Source organism: Streptomyces piniterrae (genome assembly GCF_005048155.1).
GTDB lineage: Bacteria > Actinomycetota > Actinomycetes > Streptomycetales > Streptomycetaceae > Streptomyces > Streptomyces piniterrae.
The window spans coordinates 210,926-229,172 of record NZ_SUMB01000013.1; the positions used below are offsets into that span (position 1 = coordinate 210,926).

At 72.4% G+C, this 18,247-nt stretch carries 6 protein-coding genes; 2 read left to right on the forward strand and 4 right to left on the reverse strand.

All coding sequences use genetic code 11. The features are described 5' to 3' along the window. Positions 1-110 precede the first annotated feature (110 nt). The 4 genes from FCH28_RS31480 to FCH28_RS38370 form a co-directional block, all read right to left on the reverse strand. Positions 111-4,571 (reverse strand): non-ribosomal peptide synthetase, encoded by a 4,461-nt coding sequence (locus FCH28_RS31480; protein ID WP_136743585.1) that lies wholly within the window; start codon positions 4,569-4,571, stop codon positions 111-113. A 92-nt stretch (positions 4,572-4,663) separates the two neighbouring features. Further along, positions 4,664-4,870 (reverse strand): MbtH family protein, encoded by a 207-nt coding sequence (locus FCH28_RS31485; RefSeq protein WP_136743586.1) that lies wholly within the window; start codon positions 4,868-4,870, stop codon positions 4,664-4,666. Between the two features lie 32 nt (positions 4,871-4,902). Next, entirely contained in the window at positions 4,903-8,406 is a 3,504-nt protein-coding gene (locus tag FCH28_RS31490; RefSeq protein ID WP_136743587.1) for a condensation domain-containing protein, read from the reverse strand. Next, positions 8,403-9,170: a thioesterase II family protein gene (locus FCH28_RS38370; RefSeq protein ID WP_169314302.1), complete on the reverse strand. Its 768-nt coding sequence runs from the start codon at positions 9,168-9,170 to the stop codon at positions 8,403-8,405. The genes FCH28_RS31490 and FCH28_RS38370 overlap by 4 nt, the downstream gene beginning before the upstream one ends. A 343-nt stretch (positions 9,171-9,513) precedes the next feature. On the opposite strand from FCH28_RS38370, the gene FCH28_RS31500 reads away from it, so the two are divergent. Next, positions 9,514-11,613: an AMP-binding protein gene (locus FCH28_RS31500; RefSeq protein ID WP_246103411.1), complete on the forward strand. Its 2,100-nt coding sequence runs from the start codon at positions 9,514-9,516 to the stop codon at positions 11,611-11,613. Next, positions 11,610-18,218 (forward strand): non-ribosomal peptide synthetase, encoded by a 6,609-nt coding sequence (locus FCH28_RS31505; RefSeq protein WP_169314303.1) that lies wholly within the window; start codon positions 11,610-11,612, stop codon positions 18,216-18,218. The genes FCH28_RS31500 and FCH28_RS31505 overlap by 4 nt, the downstream gene beginning before the upstream one ends. The last annotated feature ends 29 nt before the right edge of the window (positions 18,219-18,247 follow it).

An 18,247-nucleotide genomic window follows, 5' to 3' on the forward strand; every position in this document is an offset into this window, starting at 1 on the left:
GGCGGGTACCTCTGTCTCTCACGGAGGGGTCGGGTACGTGTCGGGGCCGGGCCCGGAGCCCCGGGCCCGCCGGTGACAGAGGTGGCGGGCCCGGGGCGGCCGGCTGTCGATCAGCCGTCGGCGGCGGCCGGTTCGGCGTCGGGGGCCGGGAGGAACCCGGTCTCGATCAGATAGCGGAAGCAGGAGTGCGCCCACGCCTCGTCCACCGGCGGGCACTCGATGCCCGAGCCCTCCAGGGCTTCGGTCAGCACACAGCACTCGTCCGCGGGATTGACCCTCTTCTGGAGTTCGGGGTCGAGCGCGGCGTGCCGCATGGAGGCGACCCGCAGCATCGGTGTCATCGGGTAGAGGATGTGGTCCTGTTCGACGTCCAGGGCGCGCTGTCGTGCCTCTTCCTCGTCGATGACGTTGAGGGTGTAGCCGTAACTGCGCAGCCACTCGTAGCACTGCGACATGGTGGTCGGTTCGGGGTTGGTGATGTTGAAGTTCTTGCCGAAGTTCTCCTTGCGCAGTGAGGTGTAGACGATCGCCTCGGCGGTGTAGTCGACCGGCACGGCGTTGATGACGTCGTTGAAGAGCGGCAGCACGCCCAGGTCGAGGAAGCCCTTGAGGTAGACGTAGAGGTAGTCGGTGTGGTGGGACGCGCCGGTCCTGGTGTGGCCGGTGATCATCCACGGGCGCTGGATGGTCACCGGAAGTCCGCGGTCCCTGGCCAGGGCGACGAGCTTCTCGGCGACCCACTTGGTGCGGGGGTAGCCGGTGGGGATGCGCTGGGGCTTCTCCGGCAGGTCCACCTCGGTGAAGGGCCGCTCGGCGCCGGTGCCCATGAACACATCGACGCTGGAGACGAAGTGGAAGGCCTTGACCCGGGTGCGGGTCGCCAGCCTCAGCAGCTCCTCCGTGCCGTGCACGTTGGCCGGCTTCATCGCCTCGTAGGGGAAGGTGAAGTTGACGATGGCCGCGCTGTGGTAGATCGAGTCGATGGTGCCGGCCAGTTCGTCGAAGGTCTCCCGGGAGAGGTCGAGGGACGGTTTGCCCAGATCGCCCACCACCGCGCGCAGCCGGTCCCGGTAGGAGTCGTCCCATGCCCGGTAGGTGCGCAGCACCTGCTCCAGGCGCTCCTGGGCGGCCTCGGTGCTCTCCGCGCGGATCAGACAGTGGACGGTGGCGTCGGTCCGGTGCATCAGCTCGACGACGAGGAACGCGCCGAGGTATCCGGTGGCGCCGGTGACCAGCACGTTCCGGGGTTCGAGGTAGTCGGCGTGCGGCAGGCCGTCCGGGCGGATGCCGGGGTCGAGTTTGACGTCCGCGAGCAGTTCGGCGACCTGCTGGGCGTAGAGCACCTCGCTGTCGACCTGGCCCTGCTTGCGCTGGTGGGTCTCGATGGTGCGGGCGATGCCCTCGACCGTGGGCACCCGGAAGATCTCGTCGATGGGCAGATCGACGTCGTGCTCCCGCGAGAGCCGGGCGGTGAGGCGGGCCACCAGCAGCGAGTTGCCGCCGAGGGCGAAGAAGCTGGCGGTGGCGCTGACCCGTTGGAGACCGAGTACGTCGCCGAGGGTCTCGGCGATGTCGGCCTCCAGCTGGGTGCGGGGCTCGATGTAGCCGCCGACGACGTTCTCCTCCGGGGACGGCAGCGCGGCCGTGTCGATCTTGCCGTGCCGGGTGAGCGGCATCCGGTCCAGGCTGATGAACTGGGACGGGACCATGTAGTCGGGCAGTTCGGCGACGGCGTGGGCGCTGAGCGCCTCCTGGGTCAGCACCCGGCCGCCGACCGGCACGACATAGGCGATCAGCCGCTGCAGGCCGGGCTGGTCCTCCCGCAGCCGCACCACGGCCTCGGTGACCAGCGGGTGGCGCAGCAGGACGTTCTCGATCTCGGCGAGCTCCACCCGGAAGCCGCGGATCTTGACCTGGTCGTCGGCGCGGCCGAGGAACTCGATCGATCCGTCGCGCAGGTGGCGGGCGCGGTCGCCGGTGCGGTAGATGCGGTCGCCGGGCCGGGCGGAGAACGGGTCGGGCAGGAAGCGTTCGGCGGTGTCGCCGGGAAGGGCCGGGTAGCCGCGGGTGACGCCGTCGCCCGCGATGTAGAGCTCGCCGGTCAGGCCGGGCGGCACCGGGTTGAGGTGCTCGTCGAGCAGGTGGACGCGGGCGTTGGGCACCGGCCGGCCGATGGGCACCCGGGGCAGGTCCGCGTGTTCGGGCCGGCAGGTGTGGGCGGTGGCCCAGACGGTCGCCTCGGTCGGCCCGTACTCGTTGAACAGCGCCGCGTCCGGGGAGCGCCGGTAGTGCTCGGCGACCAGTGACGGTGGCAGCGCCTCACCGGCCAGGACACAGGCCCGTACGGAGTCGTGCGGGGACAGGTCGGTTTCCAGCAGGATGCTGTACTGCGAGGGCACACCGTCGACATGGGTGATCTCGTGGGTGCGGATCAGCTTGCCCAGCAGGCGGGGGTCGTAGAGCTCGCTGTCGTCGGGGAAGACGACGGTGCCGCCGCGGGTCAGGGTCCAGTACAGGCCGCCGGCCGAGGCGTCGAAGGTCAGCGGCGCCAGGACGAGGTAGCGCTCGGGCTGTCCGGCCGCCTCCATGACGGTCCGTGCGCTGGTGGAGGCCACGATCTGCCGGTGCTCGACGGCGACGCCCTTGGGGCGCCCTGTGGAGCCGGACGTGTAGATCTGGTAGGCGAGATGGCGCGGGCCGACCCCGGTGGCGGGGTTGGCGGCCGGGACGGCGGGATCGGTGTCCGGGGTCGCCACCGTCGCGACGGTCCGGTCCAGCGCGGGCAGCGAGTCGAGGGCGGCACGGGATCCCACCAGGACGTCGATACCGGCGTCGGCCAGGATGTGGTTCAGCCGGTCGGCGGGGTAGGCCGGGTCGATCGGGACATAGGCGCCACCGGACTTCAGCACCCCGAGCAGGCCGACGACAGAGTCCGCGGTGCGGGGTACGGCGACGCCCACCCGGGTCTCGGGAGCCGTGCCGCGGGCGATCAGCTCGGCGGCGACGGCGTTGGCGCGGTCGTTAAGCTGACGGTACGTCAACTTCTGGTCGCCGGCGACGACGGCGGTGCCGTCCGGCACGTCCGCCGCGCGCGCCTCCACCAGCTCGTGCAGGCAGCGCTCCCGCGGGTAGGGCTGCGCGGTGGCGTTCCACTCGGTCACCACCTGGTGCCGCTCGGCGTCGGTGAGCACCGGTAACGCGGACAGCGGGCGCGACGGCTCGGCGGTGGCGAGCGAGAGCAGCAGCGCGAGGTGGCCCAGCAGCCCGTGCACGGTGTCCGCGTCGAACAGGTCGGTGTTGTAGTGCGCCTGGAGGCGCAGTCCGGCGCCGCTGCGGATGGCGAACAGGTCGATGTCGTGCGGGGTCCAGCCGGTGTCCAGCCGCAGCGCGCCGAGCCGGGCGCCCGGCAGTTCGCGGGACTCGGGCTCCTCCTCGAAGGAGAAGAAGGTCTGGAAGAGCGGCGAGTGCCTGAGGTCCCGCTGCGGCTGGACCTCCTCCACCACACGGTCGAAGGGCAGCCGGCCGTGGGCGAGCGCCTGGGCGCGGGCGGCGGCGGTCTGTGTGACGAGCTCGTCCAGGGTCGGGTCCTCGGACAGGTCGAAACGCAGCGGCAGCGTGTTCTGCAGGGGGCCGATCAGCCGTTCCGCCTGCGGGTACGGCAGTGCGGGCACGGGCACGCCCACGGCCAGGTCGGCGGTCTGCGCGTACCGGCCGAGCACGGCCGCGTAGCCGGCGAGCAGCACGGAGGACAGCTCCTGGCCGGTGCGGTCGGCGTACCCGGTCAGGCCGGCGACGGCGGCGGGGCCGAGGTCGATGCCGACGCTCGCTCCGGCGATGGTCTTCAACGGGGGCCGGGGCCGGTCGGTGAGCAGTTCGAGCGGGGCGAGGTCGGCCATCCGCTCACGCCAGTAGGCGGCGTCCTTGGCCGCCTCGTCACCGGCCAGCCACTGCCGCTGGGCGGCCACCAGCTCGGCGAACTCGGCTGCCACCGGCGGCAGTTCGGCCTCCCGGTCCTCCACCAGGGCGCTGTAGACGGCGCTCAGGTCGTCCACGAACAGGCCCAGCGAGCGACGGTCGGCCACCAGCTGGTGCATCGTGATGAGCAGGACGTGGTCGTCCTCGCCGCGCCGGGCGACGGAGGTGCGCACCAGCGGGCCCTTGGCTATGTCGAAGGGGGTGCGCGCCTCCCGCTTGACCAGCCGGGCGATCTCGGCGTCCGGGTCGGCGCCGCCGACGTCGACGACAGGCATGCTGAGCGTGAGGGAGGGCGCGGTGCTGCCGACCGGCTGCCCGCCCACGTCCAGGAAGGACATCCGCAGGACCTCGTGCCGCTGGACCAGCTCGGTGAGCGCCAGCTGAAGGGCGGCGAGGTCGAGCCTGCCGCGTATGTGAAGCGCGGCGAGCACCTGCCAGGGCTGTGTCTCGGCGAGCTGGAGCAGCATCCACAGGCGCCGCTGCTCCAGGAGGATGGTGGGCGCGCCGTCCTTCGGGGAGTCCTCCAGGAGCTGAGCGAGCAGTTCGCGCTTCTCCTCCGGAGACATGGAATTCAGATCACGTGGCTGCTGACTCATTCCCAGACCTTCCTGTGCAACCGGTTGTCCGTGGTGTTCGGATGCGCTGTTGGAGCGGGCGTGCCGGGGCGGGTGACGGCAAGGGGTGGTGGTCAGACGCCGGCCTGCTGTTCCCGTACGGAGCGGGGACGCATGTCCGTCCAGACCTTCTCGATGTGGTCCAGGCAGGCGCGCTTGGTGCCGCTGGGTCCCTCGGCCTTCCAGCCGGCGGGCAGCTCGCGGTCGGCGAACCAGACCGAGTACTGGCCCTCGTCGTTGACGACCACCTGGAAGACCGTGTCCGGGCTGTCGATTCCCATGGGGTTCTCCTCTGCGGATGAGCGGATGTGCCCTACTTCAGGTGCTGGTTGAGCAGTCGGGTGACCTCGTCGTCGGAGATGCCGGCGAGGGCATCCGGCGAGGGTGTGCCGGACCGCCGCGCCGACCGACTGTCCGACTCCTCGTCAGACGGGTTGTCGGATGCGGCAGTTGGGGTCGCCCCGGGGTCGGGGGCCTGGGGACGGGTGCCGCGGCCCGGCCGCTGCGGGCGGCCGTCCTTCGCCGCCCGCAGCGCGTCGGCCAGGCCGGCCGCCGTGGGGCGCTTGAAGAAGTCCCGTACCGGCACCAGGACGCCGAAGTCCTTGCGCACCCGGTCGATGAGTTTGGCGGCCAGCAGGGAGTGGCCTCCCAGGGCGAAGAAGTTGGCGTGCACCCCGGGTGCCTGGATGCCGAGCATGTCCTGGAAGACCAGCACCAGACGGCGTTCGGTGCTGTCGCGCGGCGGTGTCGCGTCGGTCGAGCCGAAGACCGCCTCCGCCTTCTTGGCCTGGAGCTTTCTGCGGTCCACCCGGCCGTCGGGCCGCAGCGGGAGCTCCGGGAGTACGCCGAACACCTGCGGCAGCAGGTCGTCGGGGAGGGTGGCGGCGATGTCCCGGCGCAGCAGTCGCACCAGTTCGCCGTCGGTCGCGGGCCGGTCGTCGCCGGTGCCCGAGCGGTCCGGCACCAGCCAGCCGACGAGCCGTACGTCGTCGCCGAACTCGCTGGTGACCACGGCGGCCCGGTCGATGAGCGGGTGGTCGGCGAGGACCGACTCGGCCTCGGCCGGGTCGACCCAGCGGTCCCGCAGCCGGACGCTGCCGCCGGCCCGGCCGACGAACTCCAGCTCGCCGTCGGGTGTGTAGCGGCACAGATCACCGGTGCGGTACAGCCGGGCGCCCGGGTCGTCCGAGAAGGGGTCCGGCACGAACCGTTCGGCCGTCAGCGCCGGACGGTTGCGGTATCCGTACGCCAGGCCGCCGCCCACGTACAGTTCGCCGACCGTGCCGAGGGGCACCGGCAGCAGCTGTGCGTCCAGCAGCTGCCGGACGCGTCCGGGGCCGGGTCGGCCGAGCCACGGGCGGGCGCGGTCGGCTGCCGCTCCGGCTTCCGGGGCGGCGGCTTCCGCGATGCCCGAGACCGGTGCCCCGGCAGGGCTGTGGACGGCGCACACCCACGCACCGGCCGCCGCCAGCCGCCGGGTGAGGCCGCCGGTGGGTGCCTCGCCCACGCTCACGACGCGCAGTCCGGTGGGCGGCGTCCAGTCCTGGTCGAGCAGTCGCCGCCAGGTGTCCGGGGTGGCCAGGCCGGTGGTGACGCCGGAGCCGGCGAGCCCGGCCGCGGCGGACGGTCCCGCCGCATCGGGCCCGCCGTCGGCTTCTTCGGCATCCGGTGCGGGCAGGATCACCGCCCGGCCGCCGAGGACCAGGGGGAGCAGCAGTCCCGGTGCGGTGAGTTCACCGGCCGCGTCGCCGAGCACGGCCACCGCGTCCTCGGCGGTGATGCCGGCCGCCCGTCCCAGCGCGTCGACTGCGTCGGCCAGCACCCGATGGGACACCGTGACGCCCGGCGGGCGGACCGCGGAGCCGAACGGGTACACCACGCAGGCCGGGTCGTCGGGCGCCGGGCCGCCGGTCGCCGCGGGGCGCGCGGGCCGCCGCCGGCGGTCGGTCCGGTCCCCCGGTGTCACCGGCACCGTCGGCCCCGTCCACCCGGCCGGCGACTCGGCCGCCGCGTCGCCACCGATCAGCAGGTCGGGAGCGGCATCGGCCAGCACCCACGCGGTCCGTGGGCCGGCGCCCGGCGCGAGGTGCACCTGTGCGGCTCCGGTCTTCAGGGCTGCCAGCACCGCGATCGCGAGTTCCCGGGACGGGGGCAGATGGATTCCCACGAGGGTCCCGGGTCCGGCCCCGGCCTCCCGTAAGCGGTGGGCGAGCAGGTCGGCGCGCTGGTGCAGCTCGCGATGGGTGAGTGTGCCGTCCGGGGCGCTGATCGCGACGGCGGAAGATTCATGGGGTGTCCGTTCGAGCCGGTGTGCCAGCGACTCGGTCACCAAGGGTGCGGCGGCCTCGGCGACGGCTTCGGCAGGGGCATCCGGCGCGGCAGGCGTCGGGGCGGCGGCGCGGGCCCAGCCGCGTACCCGTGCGCGCTCTCGCGGATCGTCGGTGTCGAGGAGACGGGCGAACGCCCGCCGAGGGTCCGCGGCGATGCCGTCGAGCAGGGTGAGGTAGTGGCCGAGCAGGCGCTCGGCGGTCGCCGGGTCGAACAGGTCGCGGTTGTACTCCAGCCGCAGCCGCACCTCGCCGTTGTCCGGCACTCCGCTCAGCCAGAGGTCGAACTTGGCCGACGCGGACTCGGTGTCGACCTGGGCGAGGCTCAGACCCGGGAGTTCCAGCGCCACTCCGGGGGTGTTCTGCAGCGCGAACATCACCTGGAACAGCGGGGTACGGCTGAGGTCGCGGGGCGGGCGCAGTTCCTCGACGAGCCGGTCGAACGGCATGTCCTGGTGGGAGAAGGCGTCCACGCAGGTGGCGCGGACCGTCTCCAGGGCCTCGGTGAAGGCGGCGGCCGTGTCGAGTTCGCTGCGCAGCACCAAGGTGTTGGCGAAGAAGCCGATGAGCTCCTCGGCCTGGGGGTGCCCGCGCCCGGCGACCGGGGTGCCCACCGCGATGTCGCGCTGACCGCTGTACGCGGCGAGCAGCCCCTTGAAAGCGGTGAGCAGCACCATGAACAGGGTCGCGCCGTGCGCTGTGCCGAGCGTGCCGAGCCGGTCCACCAGGTCCGCGGGTATCCGCGTGGTGAGCTGCGCTCCGCGTACGGTCCGTACGGCGGGTCGCGGCCGGTCGGCGGGCAGGTCCAGGGGCTGGACGCCGGCCAGCTTCTCCCGCCAGTGCGCCAGCAGTTCGGCCAGCCGGTCGCCGTCCAGCTGCTCGTTCTGCCAGGCGACGTAGTCCGCGTACTGGATGGGCGGCTGGGTCCGGCGGGGCGGCTCGCCGGCCGCGCGGGCGGCGTAGTCCGCGGCCAGGTCACGGAAGAAGACCTCCATGGACCAGCCGTCGCAGACGATGTGGTGGACGGTGACGACCAGGACGTGTTCGTCGTCGGCCGTCCGCAGCAGCACCATGCGCATCAGGGGCGGCTGATGGAGCGGGAACGGACGGGCCGTCTCCTCGCGCACGGTGTCCGTGAGCCTGGTCTGCCGGGCGGTGGCGTCGAGGCCGCGGCAGTCGATCAGCGGTGCGGTGACGAGCGCGGTGGGCAGCACGACCTGCTGGGGTGCGCCGTCCACCAGCGCCACTCCCGTACGCAGGCTCTCGTGACGTTCGACGACGGCGTCGATCGCCTGCTGCAGCCACCGCCGGTTCAGTTCCCCCGTCATCCGCACCGCGCTGACCACGTTGTAGGCGGCGTTGCCGGCCGGCTCCAGCTCGCACAGGAACCACAGCCGCTGCTGTGCCGAGGCGGCGGGGAAGACGTAGTGACCGCTGAAGTCGTGGCCCTGGCCGGCGCCGAGGGCACCGACGTAAGACGAACTGCTCATGAGTTCTCGGCCTCCTGACGGCACAGCAGGTCGCGCTCGATGGCCGAGACGATGTCCGGTCCGTGGTCCTGGACGAAGAAGTGGCCGCCGTGGAAGATCTGCACGTCGAATTCACCCGTGGTCATTTCCTGCCAGCGGTATGCGTCGGCCGTCGGGAGTTGTTTGTCGGCGGCGCCGTGGAAGACTCGGATGGGAATATCGAGGGGCGGTCCGGCGCGATAGCGATAAGTGTCGACCACGGCGAGGTCGGCGCGAACGGTGTGCAGCATGAGGTCGATCAGCTCCGGATATTCAAGGGCAGCCGGGTCGAGACCGTTTCCGTCGGCCAGCCAGGCGAGTAATTCATCCCGGGGCAGGTCGTAGACCGACTCCGTCTGCGGGATGTGCGGCGCCGGGCAGCCGGCGACGTAGAGCCTGCTCGGCGCGGGCAGGTCCAGGGCGCGCACCCGGCGGGCGGCTTCGAAGGCGATCAGCGCCCCCATGCTGTGCCCGTAGAGCGCGTATTCCCCGCCGGCCAGCCGCCGCAGCTGGGGCAGCAGCCCCGCCAGGAGTTCGTCGAGGGAGGAGGCGGCGGGCTCGGCCATCCGCTGCTCCCGGCCGGGCAGTTGGACGGCCAGGACGTGGAGCGAGTCGGTGTAGCGGGCCCATGGCCTGAAGACGGAGGCGCTGCCGCCGGCGTAGGGCAGACACACCACGCTCGGACCCGCCGGCGGCTGCTCACCGAACGATGCGAACCAACGCGACGAGACCCTGGAAATCGCCACGGAAACCTCCCGGTTCGATGCCGTCAAAACAGGAGAGCAAATCGGCGGCCAGCACGGCGGAAGCGCCGACGGAATGGAACGGCAATTGCGGGTACTGCCTTGCGACTTCCAGAACCCTAACCCGCCGCAGCCATGACCAGTCAAGGTGGAAACATCACTCGATGCACCCTTGAGAGAGGTGCGGAAAGCAGCTGAGAGCAGGTCGAGAGAACCGCTTTCTAATGTCGGACGATACGTCCATGCGAGAGCTTTGAACTCAGACCGTCTGGATTCGAGCCGCCAATATCCGAACCCGGTGGGCGACTTACCCGCCGGTTCCGGATCAGGGGGCAAGGGAGGCACCGTGGCACTGGCGAAATCAGGACCGGACCGACGGCCCCCGGGCCAAAGCGCGGGGGCGGCGCAGTCCCTCGTCCGGGTCCTTCTCGACCGGGCGCAGACCCGGGCCGAGGACACCGCGTACGAGTTCCTGCACAGCGACGGCTCGCTCGACGCCGTCACCTACGGCGCGTTGTACGAGCGTGCCGCGGCCACGGCCGCACGGCTGGCGGATCTCGACGACCGGAGCGGCCCGGTCATGCTGCTCTACCCGCCCGGACTCGGTTTCGTCACGGCGCTGTGGGGCTGCATGCTGGCCGGCGCCCCCGCGGTCCCCGCCTATCCGCCCCTCCCCCAGCCCGGCAACCGCACCACCGACCGTTTCCGGCACATCCTGGGAGACGTCCGGCCGGCCGGCGTCCTCGTCGATCCGCTGATCCGCGACATCCTGCCCGGGATCGAGGGCACCGGGCCGCTACCGCCCCTGCTGTCCCCGGCACTCGACGGCTCGGACGCCACGGCCGGGCCGCACCGGACACCGGCCCTGCCGTCCCCCGACAGCCCGGCGCTGATCCAGTACACCTCGGGAAGCACCAACGACCCCAAGGGCGTGGTGCTGCGGCACGCCAACCTGATGCACAACGTCCGGGCGATCTCGGACGTCTTCGGCCTCGACACCGGGACCCGCTCGGTGTCCTGGCTGCCGCCCTACCACGACATGGGGCTGATCGGCTGCATCCTCACCCCTCTGTACCGGGGCTTTCCGATGCGGCTGATGTCCCCGCTCGACTTCCTCAAGAGCCCCCTCGTGTGGCTGCGCCAGATCAGCGAGCTCGGCGTCACCGCGACCGGCGGCCCCAACTTCGCCTACGACCTGTGCGTACGGCGGGCCGGGAACGACGCGCTGGAGGGGCTGGACCTGAGCTCCTGGCGGGTCGCGTTCAACGGTGCGGAGCCGGTGCGGCAGGGCACCCTGGAGGCGTTCTCGCGCCGCTTCGCCCCGCACGGCTTCCGCCCTTCGGCGTTCCTGCCCTGCTACGGGCTGGCGGAGGCCACCCTGATCGTGTCGGGCCGGCACTGGGATCCCTCGGCCCGTTCGGCGGAGGCCGGTACCGCCGCGGAGGGCCGCGTCAGCTGTGGTCCGGTCGTCTCCGGCACCCAACTCGCCGTCGTGGGCGAGCGCGAGGGCGAGGACGGCGGAGTTGAGCACACCGCGCTGCCCGAAGGGGCCGAGGGCGAGATCTGGCTGCGCGGCCCCGGCCTCACGAGTGGCTACTGGGGGCGGCCCGCCGACCGCGACGACGAACTCTTCGGGCACCTCGCCGGCGTGCGGTATCTGCGCACCGGCGACCTCGGCCGTCTCCACGACGGCGAGCTCTTCGTCACCGGCCGGAGCAAGGACGTCCTGGTGCACCGCGGCGTGAACCATCACGCCCATGACATCGAGGCCGCGGCGCTCACCGACAACCCCGACGTACGCCCCACCGCCGCCGCGTTCATGGTGGGCGACGCGGATCCGGCCATCGCCCTGGCGGTGGAGCGGTCCCCGGCCAGGGCCGGCGACGACGAACAGACCGCGCAGGGGCTGCGCACCAGGGTGCTGGAGCGGACCGGTGTCCGGCTCGACACGGTCGTGCTCTGCCCGCCCCGCGCGATCCCCAAGACCACCAGCGGCAAGGTGCAGCGCCGGCTGACCAGGGACCGCTTCCTGGCGGGTGAGCTGAACGGTGCGGTGATCGTGGGCGGTCCCGTGACCGCGGGCGACGCCGAGGCGGACGGCGCCGCGCGGTCCCTGGCCCAGGAGCCGTTGGGCGCCTTCCTGGCGGGGGTCTTCGCCGGGGTCTGCGCCGTGCCCGAGTGCCGGGCGGACCAGCGGCTCGCGGAGATCGGCGGGGATTCGATCCGCGCGGCCGAGATCGCCGCGATCACCGAGGGCGCCCTCGGGCTGCCGGTCGGTGTGGCCGAGGTACTAGACCGGGAGTCCCCCGGACAGCTCGCCGCCCATCTGCTGGACACCTGGGCGGGGCAGGGCGTCGGCGCGGCGGAGGTGGTGAGCCGGCTCACGGCACTGCCGGCCGGCGAAGCGGTGACGGCGGGAACGAACGACGCAGGGAGCGTGCAGTGAGCGGCACCTCGTACGACTTCGCGGGAATCGGCCGCCGGCTGGCCGAGCACCGACGACACGAGCGGCACACCGAGCACGCGGCGCATCCCCCGGGTCGGCGGACCGACGACGGGCCGGTGCCGCTGAGCTCCGCCCAGGAGGGCCTGTGGCTGTTCGAGCAGCTCTTCCCCGGCACCTCGGTCAACCATCTGTCCTACTGCGGGGCCGTCGACGGCGAGCTGGACATCCCGGCCCTGACCGTGGCCCTGCGGAAGGTGATGGAACGTCACGACATTCTGCGGACGGGCTTCGTCGGGGACCCGGCGGGCGCACCGCACGGCGCGCCGCCCCGGCAGGTCGTACGTCCCGAGGCGGCGATCGAGCCGCGGGTCGTCGACCTGACCGGGCTCCCCGGGCCGGACCGGGAGCCGGAAGCGCTGCGCCAGGCGCGTCTGCTGGCCGCCGCCCCATGGGACCTGCGGGAGGGCCCGCTGCTCAGGGTGGCGGTCTTCCTGCTGTCCGGAAACCGGTCGTTGCTGCTGGTGACGGCCCATCATCTGATCGCCGACGGCTGGTCGCTGGGGGTCTTCTTCGACGAACTGGCCGCCGCCTACACCGGCGCGGACACGCCGCCCCACCCCCCGCAGTACGCCTCGGTCGCCGGCCGGCGGCAGCCTGCCGATCCCCGGGCCCTCGCGCACTGGCGGGAGGTCCTGCGCGGCCAGGAAGCGCTCCAGCTGCCGGCCGACGGCCCACGGCCGGCCGCCCGTCGCTTCCGCTCGGCCACCGTGCCGGTACGCCTACCGCGGGAGCTCGGCAGTGCGGTGCGGCAGCTGGCGGCGGAAACCGGGACGACGCCGTTCATGGTTCTGCTGACGGCCTTTCAGGCGGTGCTGAGCCGGATGTCGGGCCAGTACGACATCTCCGTAGGCTCGCCGACGGCCATGCGGCAGCGGGCCCAGGCGCCCGATGTGATCGGCCCGCTGGTCAACATGCTGGTACTGCGCACGGATCTCGGTGCCGAGCCGACCTTCCGTGCGGCGCTGCGGCGGGTGCGGCGCACCTGCCTGGACGCCTTCGCGCACCAGGACGTGCCGTTCGAGCGGCTCGTCGAGGAACTGGGCTCCGACCGTGACCTGGGCCGCGGGCCGCTCTTCCAGACCATGCTGGTCCTTCAGGACGAGCCGGCCGAACTGTGGCTGGGTGAACTGCGCGTCACACCCGTGCTGTTGGAGCCGAGTGCCGTGCAGCACGAGGCGGAGCTGTACCTCTGGTCGGGCGGCGAGGAGTTCCACGGATTCCTCGGCTACGACACCGATGTGTTCCGCGCGGACAGCGCGGAGCGGCTGGTCGACCGTTTTCTGACGCTGCTGGGCGCCGCCGTCGCCGACCCGGACCGGCCCCTCGGCCGGCTGCCGGTCCTCGGCGAGGAGGAGCACCGGCTGGTGACCCGGCTGGCCGCCGGCGAGGCCGTCGAGGTGCCCGAGCGGTGCGTACACGAGCTCTTCGAGGAGCAGGCCGACCGTGTCCCGGACGCCCCCGCCGTCCATGCCGTCGACGGCACCCTCGGCTATCGCGACCTGGAGCGCCGGGCCAACCGGCTCGCCCACCATCTGCGGGCGCACGGCGTCGGGCCCGAGACGCTCGTCGGCGTCTGCCTGGACCGCACCGGGGACCTCGTCACCGCCCTGCTGGCCGTCCTCAAGGCCGGCGGCGCCTATGTGCCGCTGGACCCCAACTACCCCGCCGACCGCATCCACCACATCCTTCGGGACGCCAGCGCCACCCTTCTGGTCACCACCGGGGACCACGCCTCGGGCCTGCCCGACGGCCCGTGGTCGCTGACCGTCCTCGACCGGGAGCGGGAAGCGATCGCGGCACGGCCCGCGCACCGCCCGGACGCCCGTGCCACACCGCTCAACGCCGCCTACACCATCTACACCTCGGGCTCCACCGGCCATCCCAAGGGCGTCGTCATCGAGCACCGCCAGACCGCCGCCCTCCTGGCCTGGGCCCACACCGCCTACACCCCCGACCAGCTGCGCAACACCCTGGCCAGCACGTCGGTCTGCTTCGACCTCTCGGTCTACGAGATCTTCGCTCCGCTCTCCCTCGGCGCCGCTCTCACCCTGACCCACGGCACCGCGCTGGACCTGATCACCGCGCCCGGCCCGCACCGGCCCACGCTCCTCAACACGGTCCCCTCCATCGCGCAGGAACTCCTCCTCCAGAACGCCCTGCCGCCCTCCGCCACCACCATCAACCTCGCGGGCGAGCCCCTGCCGCCCGCGCTGGTCGACGACCTGTACCGGCAGCCCCATATCGAGGAGGTCCACAACCTCTACGGCCCGACCGAGGACACCACCTACTCCACCCACCACCACACCGTCCCGGGCTCCCCGCAGACCCCCATCGGCCGGCCCCTGCCCAACACCCGGGCCCATGTCCTCGACGACCAGCTCCAGCCCCTTCCCCTCGGCACCGTCGGCGAGCTGTACCTCACCGGCGACGGCACCACCCGCGGCTACCACCGGCACCCCCGGCAGACCGCCGAACGCTATCTGCCGAACCCCCTCACCACCCACGGCGGCGACCGCCTCTACCGCACCGGGGACCTGGTCAGCCGGCATCCCGACGGCCATCTGCTGTACCACGGCCGCAGCGACACCCAGATCAAGATCCACGGCTATCGCATCGAGCCCGCCGAAATAGAAACCGCTCTGCTGACCCACCCCGCGGTCCAGCAGGCGGCCCTCACCACCCACGACAACCGGCTGCACGCCCATGTGGTCGCCCCCGGGCTCGACGGCAGCCCGCACCTCCTCAAGAAGTACCTGCAGACCAAGCTCCCGCACCACCTCACCCCGCATCACTTCACCTTCCACACCCAGCTCCCCACCACCCCGAACCACAAGATCGACTACAAGGCGCTGCCGCCACCGCGGGAACTCGCCCCCACCGCCTCCCACCAGCCCCCGACCACCCCCACCCAGAAGCTCATCGCCGCCCACTGGAAGGACGTACTCGACACCCCGGACCCGGGCCTCCACGACAGCTTCTTCACCCACGGCGGGCATTCGCTCCTCGCCACCCGGCTCATCGCCCGCCTCGCCCGGGAGACGGGCACCCCGGTACCCCTCCACCTCCTCTTCCGGCACCCGACGATCGCCGAACTCGCCGAAGCCATCGACGCGTTGGAGGAAGGGGAGGCGGCCGGGATCCCCCGTCTGGACCGGGCCGGCCGTACGACGGCGGACGGCAGCGTGGAACTGCCGGCGTCCTTCGGCCAGGAACGCCTGCTGTTCCTCTGCGAACTGGACCCACAGGCGCATCTGGCGTACCACATGCCGGGTGGTGTCCGGATCCGCGGGCCGCTCGACGCCACCGCCCTCGGCGCCGCGCTCGACGCCGTCGTCCAGCGGCACGAGGCCCTCAGGACCGCACTGCGCCGCAGCGACGAGGGCGTCCACCAGGTGGTCGGCCGGCGGACGCGGACCGCGCTACGACACGTCGACCTCACCGGCAGCACTCGGCCGGAGGACGCACTGCGGGCACTGACCGAAGCGGAGAGCGAGACGCCGTTCGACCTGGCCGAGGGGCCGCTGTTCCGGGCCACCCTCGCCACCCTCGGCACCGACGACCACGCCCTGCTCGTCACCCTGCACCACACCGTCTCCGACGGCTGGTCCCTCACCCTCCTCCTCGACGAACTCACCGCCCACTACACCGCCCAGCACACCCACACCCCGCCCGAACTCCCCCCGCTGCCCGTCCAGTACGCCGACCACGCCGCCTGGCAGCAGCACCGCCTCGCCACCGGCGACCTCGCCTACTGGCGCACCCACCTCGCCGGCGTCCCGCCCCTCCCCCTCCCCACCGACCACCCCCGGCCGCCCCAGCAGACCTTCCACGGCGCCACCCGCCCCCTGCACATCGACCGCACGCTCACCACCGCCCTGGAACAACTCGCCGCCGCCCACGACGCCACCCCCTTCATGGCCCTGCTCACCGTCTACCAGGGGCTGCTGGCACGGATATCCGGCCAGAGCCGTATCACCGTGGGAACGCCCACCTCGGGCCGCGGGCACCCGGACACCGAGAACGTGATCGGGTTCTTCGTCAACTCCCTCGCCCTGCATACGGATCTCGGCGGCGATCCGACGTTCCGCGAGGCGCTGGAGCGGGTCCGGCGCAGCTGCCTGGACGCCTACGCCCACCAGGACGTGCCGTTCGAAAGGCTGGTGGCGGAACTCCAGCCCCGGCGCGACCCCAGCCGTAGCCCGCTCTTCCAGACGATGTTCGCGCTGCACGACGCGCCGCCGCCCGACCTGGGCATCCCCGGCCTGGACTGCGCCCGGCTGGCCGTTCCCCGGCGTACCAGCCAGTTCGACCTGACCCTCAGCCTCGACCGTACCGACGACGGTCTGACCGGCGAACTGGTCTACAACACCGACCTCTTCGACGAGGACACCGCGGCCCGGATGACACGGCAGTTCCTCGATGTGCTGACCGCGGCCGTGACCGATCCGGACCGACGGCTCAGCGGTCTGCTGGTGCTGAGCGACGAAGAAGCCCGCCGCGCCGCACACCTCGCGGCCGAAGCCGCACGCACCACCGAGCCCGCCTCCCGAGAGCCGCTGCCCTACCGCCCGCCCGTCACCGCCACCCAGCAGCTCGTGGCCGGCGTCTGGAGCGAGGTGCTCGACACCCCCCACCCGGGCATCGACGACGACTTCTTCGCGCACGGCGGGCACTCCATCCTGGCCGGCCGGATCGTCAACCGGCTGCGCGGAAAGACCGGCACCGCCATTCCGCTCCGGCTGTTCATGGAGCGCCCCACCATCGCCGCGCTCGCCGAGCACCTCAGTGCCTCCGAAAGCACGGAACCGGCCGCCATCCCGCCGCTGGAGCGCGTCCCCGGGCCCGACGGGCGGTGCGCGCTGCCGGCCTCCTTCGGCCAGGAACGCCTGTGGTTCCTCTCCGAGCTGGACCCGCGGGCGCATCTCGCCTACCACCTGACCGGTGGCGCCCGCATACGCGGCCCGCTCGACATCGACGCGCTGCGGCACGCGCTCACCGCCGTCACCCGACGGCACGAGACGCTGCGCACCGCGCTGCGCCACAACGGTGCGGGCATCGACCAGCTCATCGGCCCGCCGGAGCCCATGTCCCTGACGCGAACCGATCTGAGCGGGGCGCCGGACCCGGACGCCGCACTGCGTCAACTCCTCGCCCATCAGGCCGAGTTGCCCTTCGACCTGGCCGAGGGGCCGCTGTTCCGGGCCACCCTCGCCACCCTCGGCACCGACGACCACGCCCTGCTCCTCGCCATGCACCACACCGTCTCCGACGGCTGGTCCCTCACCCTCCTCCTCGACGAACTCACCACCCACTACACCGCGCACCGCGACCGGGCGGATGCCGCCCTCCCGCCCCTGTCCGTCCAATACGCCGACCACGCCGCCTGGCAGCAGCACCGCCTCACCACCGGCGACCTCGACGACGACCTCGCCTACTGGCGCACCCACCTCGCCGGCCTCCGGCCGCTGCCCCTCCCCACCGACCGGCCGCACCCACCGCGCCAGACCTTCCACGGCGCCACCCACCCCGTCCACCTCGACCGCAACCTCACCGCCGCGCTCGAACAACTCGCCGCCGCGCACGGCGCCACCCCCTTCATGGCCCTGCTCACCGCCTTCGAGGCGCTTCTTCTGCGGCTGTCGGGCCGGACCGACATCGCCATCGGTTCACCGGTCGCAGGGCGGCAGCACCCGGAGCTGGAGAACCTCATCGGCTTCTTCGTCAACACGCTGGTGCTGCGCACGGACCTGAGCGGTGAGCCGACGTTCCGTGCGGCGCTGGAACGGGTCTGGCGCACCTGCCTGGACGCCTACGCCCACCAGGACGTGCCGTTCGAAAGGCTCGTTTCGGAACTCCAGCCCCAGCGCGACCTCAGCCGCAGCCCGCTGTTCCAGACGATGCTGATCCTCAACGCGGAGCCGGCCGCCTACGCACTGCCGGGCCTGGACGTCGCCCCGCTGCGGCCGCCACGGCGCACCAGCCAGTTCGACCTCACCCTCAGCCTGGACCGTACCGACGAGGGTCTGACCGGCGATCTGATCTACAACACCGACCTCTTCGACGAGGCCACCGCGGCCCGGATCGCCGACCACTTCCTGACCCTGCTGACCACCGCCGTCGCCCACCCGGACCGGCCGCTCGGCGAACTGCTGGTGCTGAGCGACGAAGAAGCGCGGCGCGCCGCACAACTCGCGGCCGCAGCCGACGACTCCACCGGGGCCGGCGCCCCGGAGCCCCTCCCCTACCGCCCGCCCGTCACCGCCGCCCAGCAACTCGTCGCCGCCGTCTGGAGCGAGGTGCTCGACACGCCCCGACCCGGCATCGACGACGACTTCTTCGTCCACGGCGGGCACTCGCTGCTCGCCACCCGGCTCACCACCCGGCTCACTCAGAAGATCGGCGCCCAGGTTCCGCTCCATCTCGTCTTCCAGTACCCCACCGTCGCCGGGCTCGCCGAGCATCTGCCCGCCGCCACCGGCGAGGCACCGGCATCCATCCCGCGCCTGAACCGCAGGCTGCGCAGCGGCACGCCCGCAGAGCACTGAGCGGCGCCGCAGGCCCGAGAAAGGGATTC